Source organism: Polaribacter sp. P097, from assembly GCF_036864555.1.
Classification (GTDB): Bacteria; Bacteroidota; Bacteroidia; order Flavobacteriales; family Flavobacteriaceae; genus Polaribacter.
This window is the reverse complement of record NZ_JAZETJ010000003.1, coordinates 179,408-196,181: the sequence shown is the minus strand read 5'-3', so window position 1 is coordinate 196,181 and position 16,774 is coordinate 179,408. Positions and strand designations below refer to the sequence as shown.

The following is a 16,774-nucleotide window of genomic DNA, read 5'->3' as shown; positions in this document are numbered from 1 at the left end:
AAGATTTAATCTGTGTATAAACTTAATAATTTAATACTTTCTGCTTCCCAATTTTCATTTTTTTGCATTACTGCATTAAATGCATTTTCTGTTTTTAATTGATATTTACTATAATTCTGATAAATATCCACAACTTTTTTAGCAAAATCATTGCTATCATTTGCTTTAAAAACAATGCCTGCATCGTATTTATTTACAACTCTTTGTAAGGGTTTGCAAGAACTTACTAAAAGTAAGCTTTTACTCATCATAATTTGAAATAATTTATGTGGAATTGTATTATCTGTATGTTCGTTTGCTAAATGAGGAATAATGTTGATATTGGTTTTTTGCATAATGATTGAAACTTCATCAAAAGGCCTGTATCCAACAAAAACAACTGAATTCTGAAGATTGTGCTCTACAACCAATTGCTTTAAAGTATGCTCTACATCTGCACTGCCTTTTCCAATTAAAAACAGCTTCGCTTCAGGAATATTTTTAAGAATGTTTGGCATTGCTTCTATGGCTGTTTGCAAACCTCTATGAGGCCCAAATCCGCCAACATAGGTTATAGAAAACTCTTTATCTGTAATAATCTTTTGAGCTACAGCATGCTTAAAATTATCAGCAAATTCTTTTTTCTCATGATTAGAAACCACCACTAATTTGCGTTCATCAATTCCGAAATTTGCAATTAATTTGGTCTTCATTTCTTCAACTACACAAATAACCTTATCATATTTTTTACAGTACTTTTCTTCTTTCTTAGACCATAATTTAGGGTTCATGAATAGCCTATTTTTGAACTGGATTAATTTACTTTGTTTCCACAAAAACCAAGTTTTTAAAGCTTCTGGGTAATTTTCATGTAAATCTAAATAAATATGCTTTACATTATTCTTAAACATAAAACCTGTACCTGCTAAGGGTAGATCATGCACATGTAAATACGCTATCTGATATTTTTGAAAAGCCAATTTTAATCCTTTATAAAAAAGTGGATTGATATTGGTTACACTTTCAATAATATCATAAATGCCTTTTTTTGAATTGGTATAATTACTTCCAATTCTAAAAACAGTAACATCATTTATAATTTCAGATTGCACATCATCCTTTTTTCTAGGACAAACAACCAATACATTTTTACCATTTTCAGCTAAAGATTCTGCCTCTTTTCTTACTCTAATATCATTAGGATAAGCACCATCAACAATCATGCAGATATACTTCATTTTATAAATTCTGTATGGTTTCTAAAACACGTTTTGTAGCATTACCATCCCAAAATTTTGGAACCTCGCCATTTTTGAAATTACCATTGGTAATGGCTAAAATAGTCTCTGCAATTTTTTGAGTATTAAAAGGCATTAAAACATTGGTACCTTCCTCTAAAGTAGATGGTCTTTCTGTATTTTCTCTTAGAGTAATGCAAGGTATTTTAAGGAATGTTGTTTCTTCTTGAATACCTCCACTATCTGTAATTACACAAAATGAATATTTAATTAATTTTTGAAAAGCAAAATAATTTTGAGGTTCAATTATTTTTAATTGATTGATACTTTCTAATTCACCTATGAAATTGAACTTTTCAAAGCTATTCTTAGTTCTAGGGTGCATGGAAAAAACCACCAAATGCTTGTTAGTAATATTCTTAAATAAATCTATAATTTTTAATAAAGCTTCTTTTGTATCTACATTTCTTGGCCTATGCATGGTAACTAAAATATACTTACCCTTTTTCAAAGCTATTTCTTCTAATATTGAAGATGCTTCAATTTCATTATTAAAATGAACCAAAGTATCTATCATTGTATTGCCTACAAAGGCAATTTGATTTTCAGCTTTACCAATTTGTTTAAGATTTTCTATTCCGCTTTTTTCGGTAACAAAACAAATATCCGAGATTTCATCTGTCAAAATTCGGTTTACTTCTTCTGGCATTTGCCTATCTAAGCTTCGTAAACCACTTTCTAAATGACCTAATTTTACTCCTAGTTTATTGGCTGATATTGCAGCAGCCAAAGTAGAATTTACATCACCTACACATAGTAAAATATCTGGCTCATAAGATTGAATCACATTTTCTAAAGCAATAATAATTTCACCAATTAAGCTATTGGCAGATGTAGCTGAAACTCCTAAAAAATAATCAATTTCAATATTAAATTGCTTTAAAAAGACAGCTGACATTTTTTCATCATAATGCTGACCAGTATGTGCAATTTTTACTTCTAAACCAGGAAAGTTCTTTGCTACTTTTTTAAACTGTGTAATTTTTACAAAGTTGGGTCTAGTACCAACTACAATCAATATTTTTTTTGTCATCTAATTTCTTATTGCATGAACTGCATAATATCTTGGAGTAAATTTCCTTAAAATTGGCCTAAATCCTATTTTGCTTATTGGACTTGTCCATTTTTCTTTTTCTTGAATCGACCACCCTGATTTTTCTAACAACCAATCAAATTGCCAATCTTCAAATTCGTGATAATGCCTATCCCACATATCCGTTTTACTTCTATATGCTTTGGCAAACCATAAATCTAATGGTATTGTTGCTATTAAAGTAGTAGCTTCTATAGCTCTCAACACATTAAAAGGAGCCAATAAATGCTCAAAAATCTCAAAAGCAGTTACAGCATCTACCTTGTGCTCTTTTACAATTTCTGGTAATAAATCTAGATCTTCACCATTTGTATTTATCACAGTATAACCATTTTGTTCCATAATTTCAGAAAAAGGATTTCGTATTCCTAAATCTAAAATTGTAGCTGGTGCTGGTAAAACTTTTTGAAGAAATTCTAGTGTATGCTGATATCTTTTAGTTGGTAATTTACTGTACATTAAAAGTCGTTTTTTTCTTTTTACGATCATCATAAAATAACCAACCAATCGTAATTGCAATTAACAGTCCATAAGAAATTAAAGAAACCAAGCTACCTTTTTGAATTACTTTAGGTTCGAACTTAAATACAATTTGATGCTCACCTGAAGGAATTATCATTCCTCTTAAAACGTAATTTACTCTGTAATGTGGTGTTAATTCTCCATCAACATAAGCATTCCAGCCATCTTTGTAATAAATTTCTGAAAATACTGCAAACTGTTCTTTTTGGGTTTTTGAATTGTAAGTCAGTTTTGTAACATCATAACTTTCTAAAAAAATATTTGCTGTTGAATCTTTTTCAAAGGTAAACGAATTACTTTCCGCTAATTTACTTCGATCTATAACTGCAGTAGTTTTTGTATTTAAAGTATCTAAAGCACTAATTTCTTGATCTGCAGAATCTACAAGAACTACATTGTTTACAAACCAAGCATTACCATAAGCGTCTTGATTTAATTGAGCTTGTGGTTGATTATTTTGATTGGCAACAATAAAATATTTTGTGTTTAACATATTTAAAACACGCATATTATTCTTTGCTATTTGGTAATCGAACAATTCTTTATACCTACCCATTTTTGCTGCATGATACCCTCCAATTGATTGATGAAAATAAGAGGTTGAACCATCTTGCATTGGGTCTACAGTAAAGTTTGCAACCCTATAATGAGATGTATCTTTTAGTATTTGTTTATCTGCATTTGTAGCTATAAATGGTTTTTCTATCTTTCTAGAAGACTTAAAATCAGATTCATTTACATATCGTTTGTCTACAGAAAGTAAATCAACCAACATAAATACAACTAATGCAATTATTGCATATTGTTTTTTCAATTTATCTTTCAAAGTAAACCTTAAAATACCCGCTGTTAATATTACAAATATGATCGATCTAATAGAATCTATCAATAACATAGATTTTCTATCTGCGATGACAGCATCAATTAAACCTGGCAACTCATTGTAATTAGAATCTCTTAATCCTTCAAAAGTTGAAAAACTCTGAGCCAACAAATAACCAAAGACAATTAAACCTGCAAAGGTGAAGAATGCATTCTCTAAAGCTTTCTTTTTTTCTTTATTGGAAACTTCTTTTGAAAAGAACTGTTTTAATGCTAAAACTCCTAAAATTGGCACACATAACTCTGCTATTATTTGTATGGATGACACTGCCCTAAATTTATTATATAGAGGAACATAATCAATAAAAATATTAGTTAAAATTTCGAAATTTCTACCCCAACTTAATAAAATAGAAAATACTGTAGCTGCAATTAACCATTGTTTTAGCTTACCTTTTACCAAGAAAATTCCAAGGAAAAACAAAAAGAAAATAACTGCGCCTATGTAAGCTGGAGCTTCTATTATAGGTTGATCTCCCCAATAAGTTAATACTGATTTTGAATAGTCATTAGCAACTTTTTTACCAGCTGTTTTTTCAATTAATTGATAAAAATTAGAATCGTCTCCCAACTCTTCTACTGTTCCTCCACCCATGTATCTTGGAATAAACAAATTGAAAGTTTCTAATTTAGCATAGCTGTATTGTGTAATATAGTTTTTATCTAAACCTTGTTTTTCTACCTTTTTAGATCCGTCTGCATTTATGGTTAATTCAGATTTTCCTCTTGTACTAAAATCGGAATACTCTTTCATTGCCATAAGTCTTGGAGCATTTGCACCAATACCTAAAATAACAGCAGCTATAATAACTGCAGCCTGTTTAATAAAAGTTGATAATTTATCTTCTTTAATGGCATGAATTAATTCTACAATTCCTAAAATTAGCAAACAGAATCCTAGATAATAGGTCATTTGTATATGGTTTGCAAAAATCTCTAAAGCCATAGCTAAACCAGTAACAATAAAACCTAGCACAAATTTTCGCCTAAAAACAAGTAAAACACCTGCTAATACCAATGGCATATATGCAATTGCATGCGCTTTAGAATTATGACCAGGAATAAAAATGATTATCAAATACGTTGAAAAGCCAAAGGATAATGCTCCTAGAATTGCCAATCTCCATTTTACCTTTAGAGCCAGCATTAGAACAAAAAAGCTCAAAAAATACAAAAATGTATAATCTGCTGGTCTTGGTAAAAAACGTAAAAGTTTATCTAACGATCTTACAAAATCATAAGGATAATAAGCACTAATTTGATAAGCAGGCATTCCACTAAAAGAAGCTCCTGTCCAATAAGGTTCAGAATCATTTTCTGCTCTATAATCTACAATCTCCTTAGCCATACCCGTAAACTGAGTAATGTCTGATTGCGATAATTTTTGACCTTTTAAAACAGGATGAAAATATAATAGAGAAGCAACTATAAATAATACAATTGCAACAACGTATGGTAAAATCTTTTTTGGTTTCAAGCTTAAAATTTAATGTGATGTGTAAAAAATATGTAAACAGTAGCGCTATTCAATCTCTTCAAAATCTACATACTCTCCAACTGAATTTTTACTTTGTGATTGGTTTCTAGGTGCTTTATCTATAATCGTTTCACCTTCTCTTATATTACTTTTAGGTTGCTGCCCCCCAAATTGTTGCTCGGCCTTTTTCTGCATAGTATCTGCAACTTTACTTAATAAAAAAGGCGCTAAAAATTTGGCGATTACCTTAAAAGCATAGTAAAATAATAATATAAAAAAGATAGTTTTTAATAAACCCATTTAGTACATGCTTTAAATAAGAATCAAAAATAACAATTTGACAACAATTGTTGCGTTAACAAACTATAAAACTTTAACAATTGTAAAAAAGTATACATTGCTTTTTAAAATAGCAATTTTGTTCTATGTTTGTTTATCATATAAATTTAAAACTATTTTTTTGATGATGAGAAATCAAAAATCGAAATTCTTAATTTTCTTATTTCTTGTTAGCTTTTCATCAATTTATAGCCAATATACAAATGTTATAAACTCTAATAAACCTGGTTTTTCAGAAAGTCCTTACAGTGTTGGAAAAGGAGTTTATCAATTTGAAACAAACCTATTTTTTAGAAATACTTCTATAGAACCAACTTTTTCTACTCCAAGCTCATTTGGAATCGATTTATTATTTAGAACAAGTTTCTTGTCTGAAAAACTAGAGTTAAATACTCAAATTAGTTATCAAAGAGATGAAATTGCATTCAAAAATATTTTCACCTCTTCTTATTATACAAACGGCTTAGGTAGATTTACAATTGGAGCCAAATACCTGCTTTTTCAGCAAGAATATGAAGACAAAACAAAAGAGGTAAGAAGTTGGAAAAGAAGAAATGCTTTCGATAAAAAAAGGTTAATACCTTCTGTAGCCATTTATGCTGGGCTAAATACAGACATGGTTAATGATATTTACAAAACTGGAAGCATGTCTCCTAAAGCAGGTATCTTACTTCAAAATAATTTGAGCTCTGATTTTAATATTATAACCAATGTGTTTTATGACAGAATTGGAACTGATTTTGCTGAGTTTTCTTACATCTTAACTGGTACCATTAATATTAGCGACAGATGGTCTACATTTTTTGAAAATCAAACAATATTTCAAAAAGAACAAACAAACTCAAATTTAGGTACTGGTTTAGCCTTTTTGTACAGTAGAAATTTACAAATAAATGCATCAGGAAGATTTTTGTTTGAAGGTAAATCTCAAGGCTTTTTTGCAGGACTTGGAGTGTCTTATAGAATCGACAAGCATAAAGATAGTTTTAAGGAGTTAGATGAAAATGGTAAGGAAATAAAAGACTCACCAATTTCTGAGTATAACAAAAGAAAGAATGGCTTTTTTAATAGGCTTTTTAGTATTTTTACCAAAGATAAAAGCAAGAAAAAAACTAGGAAAAGAGTAAAAAGAAAGAGAAACTAATAAAAGTAAGCATCATTAAATGATTAGCATAAAAGAAGTGACCACAAAAAGTGAAATGAAACAATTTGTTTTATTTCCTTTTTCTATTTATAAGGATAATGATTATTGGGTACCACCAATAATAAAAGATGAAATTGCCAATTTTGATGTTAATAAAAATCCTGTTTTTAAAAATGCAGATGCTCGCTTTTTTCTAGCCTATAAAAACAATAAAATTGTTGGTAGAGTAATTGCTATCATCAATTGGTATGAAGTTAATAAACAACAAATAAAAAAAATGCGTTTTGGTTGGTTTGATGTTATAGATGACATTGAAGTAACAAAAATACTTTTAGAGAAAGTAAACGAAATAGGGAAGCAAAATAATTTAGATTATATAGAAGGTCCTGTAGGTTTTAATAATTTAGATAAAACAGGGGTTTTAATTGATGGCTTTAATCATATTGGCACTATGATTACTTGGTACAATCACCCCTATTATAAATTACATTTAGAACAATTAGGTTTTGTAAAAGAAAAAGAATACTTAGAAAATAAGTTCAAATTTGAAAATGTAGATGGTACTTACTACAAACGCATTAGTAACATTATACAAAGAAGATTTAAGCTAAAAGCTTTAGATTTTACAAAAACCAAAGATATTTTACCTTATGTTGATGAAATGTTCGAAGTTTTTGACGCAACCTATTCTAAGCTATCTACTTTTGTACCCATTTCTGATGCTCAAATAGCTTATTTTAAAAAGAAATACATCTCATTTATAAATCCTGAATATATAAAGTTTGTGGTTGATAAAAATGAGAAACTAATTGCTTTTGCTATTGTAATGCCTTCTTTTTCTGAAGCCTTGCAAAAAATGAACGGAAAACTTTTTCCATTCGGTTTTTTACGATTACTAAATGCAAGAAAGCATTCTAAAGACGTTACTTTTTATTTAATAGGTGTACATCCAGACTATCAAAATAAAGGAGTAACTGCTGTAATTTTTGATCAATATGCTACAACTTTTAAAGAAAAAGGTATTGTTAATTGTATTAGAACACCTGAGTTAGAAGATAATGAAGCCATCAAAAAAATATGGGAAAACTTTAACCCCATCACTCACAAGCGCAGAAGAACTTACAGAAAAAATATCGTTTAATTTTAGAAGATTAACTGCCTACAATTAAAATATTATGCAACTATTTTACAATGCTGAACTTACCAAAGAAACTACTCAAATTATTTTTGATAAAATAGAAAGTAGGCATATTGTAAAAGTGCTTAGAAAAAAAGAGGGCGACATCTTAAAAATAACCAATGGTAGGGGTTATCTATTTGATGCAGAAATTACGATTGCAAGTGATAAAAAATGTATTGTACAAATTAAGTCTGCAACCAAAAAATTAAAACCTTGGCCTTACTATTTGCACATTGCAATTGCACCTACTAAAAACAATGATAGAACTGAATGGTTTTTAGAAAAAGCTACAGAAATAGGTATAGATGAAATTACACCAATTATTTGTAGTAATTCAGAAAGACGAGTTGTAAAATTAGAACGGTTTGAAAAGATTATTCAATCTGCCATGAAACAGTCACTAAAATTTACACTTCCCAAGTTAAACAAAGCTATAAAGTTCAATGAATTTATTCAACAAGACATACCAGGCTTAAAATGCATAGCGCATTGTGAAGATCAAGAAAAAAACGCTTTAAAATTAGTTGCAAAAAATACCGATAAAATTACCATACTTATTGGCCCTGAAGGTGACTTCTCTGTCGACGAAATTAAAAAAGCATTAAATGCGAACTTTACACCAATTTCTTTAGGTGAAAGCAGATTAAGAACAGAAACTGCTGCATTAGTCGCTGTAAATACAATTTCTTTAGTCCAAGAGTAAAATCATTTTTGCTATCTTGCTTTTCTATTTAATTTAAATATGAAGCAACACTTATTTTTACTTGCAACCATCTTAACATTTAGCATTTACGCTCAAGATGTTGCTATTTTAAAATATAATGGTGGTGGAGATTGGTATGCTAATCCAACAGCTATACCCAATTTAGTAGCTTTTACCAACCAAAATATAAAAACTAACATTTCTAAGAATCCACAAACAGTGGCTGTTAACAGCAATGATATTTACAATTTTCCTATTCTGTTTCTAACAGGACATGGAAATGTATATTTTTCAGATGAAGAAACTTCTAACCTTAGAAACTACCTAATTTCTGGAGGCTTTTTACATATTTCAGACAATTATGGTTTAGATAAATTTATTAGAAGAGAATTGAAAAAGGTATTTCCGTCTTTAGAATTTAAAGAAATTCCAAGCAATCATCCTATTTATAATCAGACCTTTAAATTTCCAAACGGGATTCCAAAAATTCATGAACATGATAAAAAATCTGCACAGGGTTTTGGCCTGTTTTACGAAGGTAGGCTTATCGTTTTTTATGATTATGAAACCGATTTAAGTGATGGTTGGGAAGATGAAATAATTCATAATAATCCTAAAAAAGTAAGAGAAAAAGCTTTAAAAATGGGATCTAACATTATAGAATATGCTTTTACAAACTAGTACTAATATTAATATTGATGATATTAAAATTAACTTCGATTCTAGTGGATTATGGGTTTTAAATATTGCTATTGCCATTATAATGTTTGGTGTTGCACTAGCAATTACTGTAGATGATTTTAAGAGATTACTAAAAAATCCAAAAATAGTTTTTGTTGGAGTCTTATCTCAATTCATACTCTTACCTCTGTTTACTTTTCTAGGTATTTTATTAATAAAGCCTCATCCTAGTTTTGCATTAGGAATGATGATGATTGCAGCTTGCCCAGGAGGAAATGTATCTAACTTTTTTAGCAAAATGGCGAAAGGAAATGCAGCGCTTTCTGTTAGTTTAACAGCATTTGCAACTTTAATTTGCATTTTTATGACACCCTTTAATTTACAATTTTGGGGTAGTTTGTATGAACCAACCAATGAAATATTAAAAACGGTAGAATTAAATTGGGTTGATTTATTGAAATTAGTCTCATTGATTTTAGGAATTCCCTTGCTGTGTGGAATGCTCATAAAACATTACCATTCTGAAATGGCAGGTAAAATAGAGAAAGTTTTAAAACCATTATCTATGCTAGTGTTTATCGCTTTAATTTTTATTGCTTTTTCACAAAATTTAGATGTCTTTGTAAATCACATTCATCATGTTTTATTATTGGTGGTATTGCATAATATTTTTGCCTTTATTTTGGGTTATATTACAGCCAAAGCTTTTGGATTAAACAAACAAGATTGTAAAACAATTTCAATGGAAACAGGAATTCAAAATGGAGGTCTTGGCTTGTTATTAATCTTTGGCTTTTTTGATGGTTTAGGAGGTATGGCTTTACTAGCTGCTTTTTGGGGTATTTGGGATGTTTTCTCAGGAATGATTCTAGCTACCTATTGGGGTAGAGATAAAAAAGCATCTCTAAAAAAATCTTAAGTGAGAATTAGGGAATGCTCCTCACTTAAGAAAAAATGAATTGGGGGCATCAACTCTTATTATTTAAATTTACAACTAAAGCCAAAAACTAATTATGACTTTTATCATGATTTAAAAAGTACTTATGATTTTAAAAAAAATATGGTATAATTCAGTAAAACTATTCTTAAGAATAAGTTTGAACTTCTATGCTAAAGAAATTAAAATTATTGGCAGGAAAAACATTCCTAAAAAAGGAGCCATTTTATTCGCAATAAACCATCCTAATGCATTGATGGACCCTTTGTTTGTTACTACATTTAATCCAAGAGAAAATCATTTTCTAGTAAGAGCAGATGTCTTTAAAAAACCATTAATAAAAAAAGCATTGGCTTCTTTAAATCTTATGCCAATTTATAGAATTAGAGATGGTAGAAAACAACTTTCTAATAACGAAGAAATATTCAATAAATGCTTTAATATTCTAGCCAAAGAACAAACCCTAATAATTTTTCCACAAGGAGGTCATTCAAGAGATAGAAATATAAAACCATTAAGTAAAGGTTTTACCAGAATTGTATTTGGTGCCTTAGAACAAAATAAAAATCTCGATGTTAGTGTTATCCCAACAGGAATTACCTATCAAAATTCATCTACTTATCCAAGTAAGGTTTGTGTTCAATTTGGTGAACCAATTAATTCTAGAAATATTTATGATAACAATGAAAAAGCGAAAGCTATAAATATTTTAAAAGAACAAGTGAGTCATCAATTGAAAAAATTGACGGTTCATATACCTGATGATGAAAAATATAAAGAAACGTTGCAAAAATTAAATGCGGCTAATGTAGATTTTACAGATGTTGAAAGCGTTAATAAAATGATTCAAAAACAAGTTTTTCCTAAGCCTATCAACAAAAAACAAAACTATCTAAAACCATTATTTTATTTAATTCTTGCAAATAGTATCATCCCTTATTTTATTTGGAAAAAATTCTCAAAAAATATTGGCGAAATTGAATTTGTAGACACTCTAAAATATGGTATAAATGTGATTACTATTCCATTATTCTATATCCTTCAAGCATTTGTTATATCTTACTTTACACCATCAAAATATGCTGTAATTTATTTATTTATATCAGTTCTAATAGTTTATGGCTATACGAAATTAGCGCCTGCGAATGCAGAAAAATAGAATTCTGAAGATTAAGAATTACCTTAAAAGAATACATCTTATTAGATTGAGGTTATAAAAATCAGTAGGTCCTAATCTATAATAGCATCTTGAATAACTTGCTGAATAACAGTTCTCATATTCGACTTAATTAAACCTCTGTTACTCATATTAGGATAAGTTCTGTTAGATAAAAATACATATACAATTCCACTTTGTGGATCTGCCCAAGTATAAGTTCCTGTAAAACCAGAATGACCAAAACTTTCGTCTGAAACACAACCACAAGTTGCTTCTACTTTCGGATTCAATTGTGGCTTATCAAAACCTAGACCTCTTCTTACTTTTTTATCTTCATAATAACGTGTATTAAACTTGTCTATAGTTTCTGACTTTAAATATCTTCTACCCCCATAAAATCCTTTTTGAAGATACATTTGCATAACCTTAGCAACATCATTTGCATTAGAAAACAAACCAGCATGACCTGCTACACCTCCCAACATTGCAGCTCCCATATCATGTACATTTCCATGAATGACTTGGTTTCTGTAATAATCGTCTTTTTCTGTAGGTATAATTTCAGATTTGTAAAACTTTTTCAAAGGCAAGTATGTCATTCTATCTGCACCCAAGGAAGCGTAAAACTCCTCATCTACTAACTTATTTAAAGGCTTATCATATTTGTCTTCTAAAGCTTCTTTAAACAAATAATAGCCTAAATCACTATACTTGTAACCTTCTCTATCTCTCTGCTCTACCTCTTTTATAAATTTATAAATACTGTCTTTATAAGAATGCTTTAAGTATAAATTTTCGGCTACTTTAACATCGTAATTTTTAGTTTTCCTTCTGCTGTAAAATTCTTCAGAATTTAAACCTGTTGTGCTATCTTGAGTTGCTTTATAAAAGGGAATCCAAGCTTTTAATCTTGCAATGTGAGATAAAATCTCTTTAACAGAAACATCTGCTTTATTTGTATTTTTAAAGCTTGGCAAAATTTCTTGTAAACTTGCAGAAAGCGGAATTTTCTCTTCTTCTTCAGCTTTCATAATTAATGGTAATGAGGCCAAAATTTTAGTTAAAGAAGCTAAATCATATACATCTGAATTCTGTACTTTTCTTTCTTGTTTTTCTGTGTGATAGCCATAGCTTTTTTGCAGAAAAACCTTACCATTTCTCGCTGCTAATATTTGAAAACCAGGCGCCATTTTTTTTTCTAAAATAACATTTGCTAAACTGTCTATTTCTTTCAATTTTACAGAAGACATATTTACAGCTTCTGGAATTGTATATTCCATTCTGCTTAAACTGTACGTTTGCAAACCAAAGCCCTCTTTAAAATCGTCTTTAATTGAAACTGGTAATTTTCCATTCGCAGGAAAAGCGCCAAAAAACATTTGTGCAGAAAGCTCTTGAGCTAGTTTACTATTTTGATACGATACTACAATTGCCTCAATATTGGTAAAACTTTTAATTTGCAGTAAACTATAAGGACTTGCAAATACGTCTAAAATCACTTCTTTTTCTCTCGCAATTTCTTGCAACCAAACCAATTCTTTGCTTTTAAACTTGTAACTTTTCCATGGATGATTGTTTGACTTATGAAACCCAATAATAACCTTATTGTAAGGGTCTAATCTCTTTTTTAAATCGCTTAAGTTTGTGGCAGAAATAACATCTATTTTTGTATAGTTTTTAAGCATTTTTAGAAAATCACCACCATTGGCATCACCCAATTTAACATAAGCTATTTTTTGTTTTTCTAAATTTGAGAAAGGAATACTTTGATTTTCGTTTTTTATAAGTGTAATTGATTTTTTTACTAATTCTCTATGTAATAATTCATCTTCTACTCTATTTAAATCATTGCGTAAATTTTCTAAAACTATTGGCTGATAATTGTTTAAGCCCATCCAATATTTAGCCTTTAAAATTTTACGAACAGAAAAATTTAAGCGCTCTTCTGTAAGCGTATTTAATAATAGCGCTTGCTTTATAATATTTACAGTTGCTGGCACATCTTGTGGAATTAACAACATATCATTACCAGCTTGAATGGCTGCTAAATCTATTTCTGCAGAAGTTGCATAATCACTAGCGCCTTTCATATTTAAACCATCAGTAATAATTAATCCATTAAAACCTAATTCTTGCTGCAACAAATTTGTAACCACATTTTTAGAAAGTGAAGTTGGTAAATTTGCATTAGATTCTAAACTAGGAATATTTAAATGCGCTGTCATTACACTACCTATTCCTGCATCAAAAATTTTCTTATAGGGATATAGTTCTATTGAATCTAATCTTGCTTTATCAAAATCTAACAAAGGTAATGTGTGATGTGAATCTGCTGCTGTATCTCCATGACCTGGAAAATGTTTTCCATTAGCCATAACTTTATACTTTTGTATTCCTTGTGTAAAAGCAATTGCTTTTTGAGTTACATTTTCTTTACTCTCACCAAAAGAACGATTACCAATTATGGGGTTTTCTGGATTTACATTAACATCTAAAACTGGTGCAAAATTAATATGGATACCTAACCTTTGGCAATGTTGCCCTAAATGTTCGCCAAATTCTTTTACTAATGAATCATTTCTAATAGCACCTAAAGTCATGTTCCAAGGAAACCTGTAAGTATCATCTAAACGCATATCTAAACCCCACTCACCATCAAAACCAATCATCAATGGCAACTTAGAAACTGCTTGATATTTGTTGTTTAATTCAGCTTGTTTCTGTGGTGTTCCTTGCATAAAAATTAAATTACCAACATGATATTTAGTAATCATATTTGTAATAAAATCTTCGTGTTTTTGATCTAAATTAGAATAGGCTTGCACCATAAATAGCTGACCAATTTTTTCATCAATGGTCATGGAATTCATGATACTATCAACCCAAATTTCTTGGGCTTCATAATCATTAGTTAGTAAAGGATCTACTCTTTGCGATTGTGCTTGATAAGCAAAAACAAGCAAAAATAATAGCGCTATTCTTTTTCTCATATTCTTTTTCAACTTCAATATTTATACCAAAAAACGGTTATGCCAGCTATCTTTTGCAGGAACCTCCCAATTTTGTTCAAAATCTTCTTTTGTATTTACCATGTTATTAAATACAATAGTGTCTTTTGTTATTTTATTTTCTTTAGCATACTTCTGAAAATCAGATAGCTTCACTAAATTAATGGTGTCATTATCTTTGAATGTTACATTCATTTTATCCATTAAATCAATATTTAAATCGTTTTGCAACTGCTGTACAAAATGCACAGAACTGTCTATAGAACAACCAGAAACATTGTTAATACTTTCATCTACAGCCAATACTAAAAATTGATTGTATTTTATGGTAAATGATCCTTTTAAATTATCTCCATGCCTTGTCCAAGAATTAATGAACTGCTGTGTTTTGGTCGATAAAAAATCAACTTCTTTATTTGTAAATTCTCTGTTTGCTTGATAAATCCAAACTCGAGCATTTTTCGGTAAATTTTTATATTCTGTAAACATATTTTTTGCTTATTAGAATTTAGCTATTATCTTAAATTAAACTTCTGCTGTAAAGCTTTTAACTTGTCTTCATCAGACATAGTGTCTTTTGGTGCAGACATTCTTGCTTTTATTTGTTTTAATACCTTTTTGGTATATAGAGGAAAATCTGCATTTTGAATCCAATTATTATACCCAGGATTTTCTGTCAACACCTCTTCTACTGTTCTTCCTTTATATTTTCCGAAAGAAAAAATCTCTTGATTCTCATCATTAAACAGAATAAAACCTGCAAAATCGGCTCTTTTTCCATGTGTTGAAAACTCACTTAAAGCATCTACAGAATTGCCTATATCATCGTATTTTTTCACTTGCGCCAACAGAATTTCGTAGGTAGCATTGGTATCTGCTTCTGCACCATGAGCACCTTCTAATTCTTTACCACAATAAAACTGATAACCAGCACCTAAAGTTCTTTGTTCTTTTTTATGAAAAATTACTTGAACATCTATGGCTTTTCTGTTTTGCATATCAAAATCGATTCCTGCACGCATTAATTCCTCTGCTAGCAAAGGAATGTCGAATCTGTTTGAATTAAAACCAGCCAAATCACAACCAGCAATCATTTCACTAACCTTACCAGCTAACTCTTTAAATGTTGGTTCTGTAACTACTTTTTCGTTCGTAATACCATGAACATCTGTTGCGCCTTGAGGTATTTCTATCTCTGGATTTACAAGCCATGTTTTACTTTCTTTATTTCCATTTGGAAACACTTTTAGAATTGAAATTTCTACAATTCTATCTGTGGCAATATTTACGCCTGTTGTTTCTAAATCGAAAAATACAATAGGTTTGGTTAAGTTTAAATTCATATGTAGGTTTGGTTAATTCTTAAATATTTATTTAAAAATTATCGTTTTAATGTTCTTATTCTTTATTTAATTCCGCTTTAAAACTATCTAACTTTTCTACTAACTTACTAGATAATTTAGGCGCTTTAAAATTACATTTCTCCATTTCTTTTAGTAAAATTTCTGCAAAAATTAAACGAGCTGTTGGTTTATCATCTGCAGGAATTACAAACCAAGGTGCCTCTTCTTTAGAAGTGTTGTTTAAAACAGCTTCGTAGCAAGTTTGATATTCATCCCACAATTTGCGTTCTTTTAAATCACTAGGAGAAAATTTCCAGTTTTTCTCTGGTAAATTTAGCCTTCTCAATAGTCGGTTTTTTTGTTCATCTTTAGAAACATTTAAGAAAAACTTTAAAACTTTTGTTCCGTTTTTTACCAAATGCTTTTCAAATTGATTTATTCTGTGCATTCTATCTAAATAGAAATTATCATCTAAATCATCAATACTGCTTACAGATGGAATGTTTTCTGAAAAAATATATTCTGGATGTACTCTAGTTACCAAAACATTTTCATAGTGTGTTCTATTAAAAACACCAATTTTACCTTTTTCTGGTAGCGCTATGTAATGTCTCCACAAAAAATCGTGCTTTAGCTCTTGTTCTGTAGGAACTTTAAAACTATGCACTTCTACACCTCTTGCATTAACATCTTTAAATACTTCTCTTATTAGACTGTCTTTACCAGAAGTATCCATGCCCTGTATACAAATTAGAAAGCCAAATTTGCCTTCTGCATACATGGTATCTTGCAATTCTGATATTTTTTTACGAAGCTTTTTTAAACTTTTTTTAGCATCAGTTATTACTTCTTTCGTTTCAAACTGATTTAGCTTAACAGTATTTTTTACTTTATATTTTTCTAGTTGCATTCGTAAATAAATTATTCTTTAAATATAAATAAATTAGTACTTCTAACCTCGTTTTTAGCAGATGGTTTTTAGGAAAAAGTCTTAATTTTTTCTTAATAAATTATCTCTAAAAATAACTA

15 protein-coding genes are annotated in these 16,774 nt (G+C 29.6%); 6 read left to right on the top strand and 9 right to left on the bottom strand.

Going from position 1 to position 16,774, the window contains the following annotated elements:
- Nucleotides 1-5: 5 nt before the first annotated feature.
- The 5 genes from V7R38_RS12550 to V7R38_RS12530 are packed head-to-tail and all read right to left on the bottom strand — an operon-like array spanning nt 6 to nt 5,551.
- Nucleotides 6-1,217 carry a glycosyltransferase gene (locus V7R38_RS12550; RefSeq protein WP_334058941.1) on the bottom strand — a complete coding sequence of 404 codons (1,212 nt, stop codon included), beginning with the start codon at nt 1,215-1,217 and terminating at the stop codon, nt 6-8.
- A gap of 1 nt (nt 1,218) precedes the next feature.
- On the bottom strand, nt 1,219-2,310 hold the full coding sequence (gene wecB / locus V7R38_RS12545; protein ID WP_334058939.1) for a non-hydrolyzing UDP-N-acetylglucosamine 2-epimerase: 1,092 nt from the start codon (nt 2,308-2,310) through the stop codon (nt 1,219-1,221).
- On the bottom strand, nt 2,311-2,829 hold the full coding sequence (locus V7R38_RS12540) for a methyltransferase (RefSeq protein ID WP_015480767.1): 519 nt from the start codon (nt 2,827-2,829) through the stop codon (nt 2,311-2,313).
- Nucleotides 2,819-5,251 carry a YfhO family protein gene (locus tag V7R38_RS12535; RefSeq protein WP_438825605.1) on the bottom strand — a complete coding sequence of 811 codons (2,433 nt, stop codon included), beginning with the start codon at nt 5,249-5,251 and terminating at the stop codon, nt 2,819-2,821. The genes V7R38_RS12540 and V7R38_RS12535 overlap by 11 nt, the downstream gene beginning before the upstream one ends.
- A 45-nt stretch (nt 5,252-5,296) precedes the next feature.
- Nucleotides 5,297-5,551, bottom strand: coding sequence for a DUF4834 family protein (locus V7R38_RS12530; protein ID WP_015480769.1), 255 nt, complete (start codon nt 5,549-5,551; stop codon nt 5,297-5,299).
- 163 nt (nt 5,552-5,714) lie between these two features.
- Between V7R38_RS12530 and V7R38_RS12525 the strand changes: the two genes are divergently transcribed.
- The 6 genes from V7R38_RS12525 to V7R38_RS12500 all read left to right on the top strand — a co-directional run bounded on the left by V7R38_RS12525 (nt 5,715) and on the right by V7R38_RS12500 (nt 11,394).
- The gene (locus V7R38_RS12525) at nt 5,715-6,734 is read left to right on the top strand and encodes a transporter (RefSeq protein WP_334058935.1); all 1,020 of its coding nucleotides are present in this window, start codon (nt 5,715-5,717) and stop codon (nt 6,732-6,734) included.
- Between the two features lie 19 nt (nt 6,735-6,753).
- Nucleotides 6,754-7,875 (top strand): GTP cyclohydrolase, encoded by a 1,122-nt coding sequence (locus V7R38_RS12520; protein ID WP_334058933.1) that lies wholly within the window; start codon nt 6,754-6,756, stop codon nt 7,873-7,875.
- A gap of 34 nt (nt 7,876-7,909) precedes the next feature.
- Complete coding sequence (locus tag V7R38_RS12515; RefSeq protein ID WP_334058932.1) at nt 7,910-8,617, top strand: 16S rRNA (uracil(1498)-N(3))-methyltransferase; 708 nt, start codon at nt 7,910-7,912, stop codon at nt 8,615-8,617.
- Between the two features lie 39 nt (nt 8,618-8,656).
- A complete protein-coding gene (locus tag V7R38_RS12510) occupies nt 8,657-9,298 on the top strand; it encodes a DUF4159 domain-containing protein (RefSeq protein ID WP_334058931.1) in 642 nt (213 codons plus the stop codon).
- Nucleotides 9,282-10,217: a bile acid:sodium symporter family protein gene (locus V7R38_RS12505; protein WP_334058929.1), complete on the top strand. Its 936-nt coding sequence runs from the start codon at nt 9,282-9,284 to the stop codon at nt 10,215-10,217. Before V7R38_RS12510 ends, V7R38_RS12505 begins: the two co-directional genes overlap by 17 nt.
- A gap of 124 nt (nt 10,218-10,341) precedes the next feature.
- Nucleotides 10,342-11,394: a lysophospholipid acyltransferase family protein gene (locus tag V7R38_RS12500; protein ID WP_334058927.1), complete on the top strand. Its 1,053-nt coding sequence runs from the start codon at nt 10,342-10,344 to the stop codon at nt 11,392-11,394.
- A 71-nt stretch (nt 11,395-11,465) separates the two neighbouring features.
- Here V7R38_RS12500 and V7R38_RS12495 read toward each other — a convergent pair whose 3' ends face one another.
- The 4 genes from V7R38_RS12495 to V7R38_RS12480 are packed head-to-tail and all read right to left on the bottom strand — an operon-like array spanning nt 11,466 to nt 16,655.
- Nucleotides 11,466-14,384 (bottom strand): glycoside hydrolase family 3 N-terminal domain-containing protein, encoded by a 2,919-nt coding sequence (locus V7R38_RS12495; protein ID WP_334058925.1) that lies wholly within the window; start codon nt 14,382-14,384, stop codon nt 11,466-11,468.
- 21 nt (nt 14,385-14,405) lie between these two features.
- The gene (locus tag V7R38_RS12490; protein WP_334058923.1) at nt 14,406-14,891 is read right to left on the bottom strand and encodes an ABC transporter ATPase; all 486 of its coding nucleotides are present in this window, start codon (nt 14,889-14,891) and stop codon (nt 14,406-14,408) included.
- 26 nt (nt 14,892-14,917) lie between these two features.
- Nucleotides 14,918-15,745, bottom strand: a complete 828-nt coding sequence (locus V7R38_RS12485) for an exonuclease domain-containing protein (RefSeq protein ID WP_334058921.1) — start codon at nt 15,743-15,745, stop codon at nt 14,918-14,920.
- Between the two features lie 55 nt (nt 15,746-15,800).
- On the bottom strand, nt 15,801-16,655 hold the full coding sequence (locus V7R38_RS12480; RefSeq protein WP_334058919.1) for a PPK2 family polyphosphate kinase: 855 nt from the start codon (nt 16,653-16,655) through the stop codon (nt 15,801-15,803).
- Nucleotides 16,656-16,774: the final 119 nt, after the last annotated feature.

Bases quoted from the DNA above. Each gene is read 5' to 3' on its own strand.
- V7R38_RS12540 (WP_015480767.1), bottom strand. From the start codon at position 2,829: ATGTACAGTAAATTACCAACTAAAAGATATCAGCATACACTAGAATTT.
- V7R38_RS12490 (WP_334058923.1), bottom strand. From the start codon at position 14,891: ATGTTTACAGAATATAAAAATTTACCGAAAAATGCTCGAGTTTGGATT.
- wecB (WP_334058939.1), bottom strand. From the start codon at position 2,310: ATGACAAAAAAAATATTGATTGTAGTTGGTACTAGACCCAACTTTGTA.
- V7R38_RS12505 (WP_334058929.1), top strand. From the start codon at position 9,282: ATGCTTTTACAAACTAGTACTAATATTAATATTGATGATATTAAAATT.
- V7R38_RS12525 (WP_334058935.1), top strand. From the start codon at position 5,715: ATGATGAGAAATCAAAAATCGAAATTCTTAATTTTCTTATTTCTTGTT.
- V7R38_RS12530 (WP_015480769.1), bottom strand. From the start codon at position 5,551: ATGGGTTTATTAAAAACTATCTTTTTTATATTATTATTTTACTATGCT.
- V7R38_RS12485 (WP_334058921.1), bottom strand. From the start codon at position 15,745: ATGAATTTAAACTTAACCAAACCTATTGTATTTTTCGATTTAGAAACA.
- V7R38_RS12480 (WP_334058919.1), bottom strand. From the start codon at position 16,655: ATGCAACTAGAAAAATATAAAGTAAAAAATACTGTTAAGCTAAATCAG.
- V7R38_RS12495 (WP_334058925.1), bottom strand. From the start codon at position 14,384: ATGAGAAAAAGAATAGCGCTATTATTTTTGCTTGTTTTTGCTTATCAA.
- V7R38_RS12515 (WP_334058932.1), top strand. From the start codon at position 7,910: ATGCAACTATTTTACAATGCTGAACTTACCAAAGAAACTACTCAAATT.
- V7R38_RS12510 (WP_334058931.1), top strand. From the start codon at position 8,657: ATGAAGCAACACTTATTTTTACTTGCAACCATCTTAACATTTAGCATT.
- V7R38_RS12550 (WP_334058941.1), bottom strand. From the start codon at position 1,217: ATGAAGTATATCTGCATGATTGTTGATGGTGCTTATCCTAATGATATT.
- V7R38_RS12520 (WP_334058933.1), top strand. From the start codon at position 6,754: ATGATTAGCATAAAAGAAGTGACCACAAAAAGTGAAATGAAACAATTT.
- V7R38_RS12500 (WP_334058927.1), top strand. From the start codon at position 10,342: ATGATTTTAAAAAAAATATGGTATAATTCAGTAAAACTATTCTTAAGA.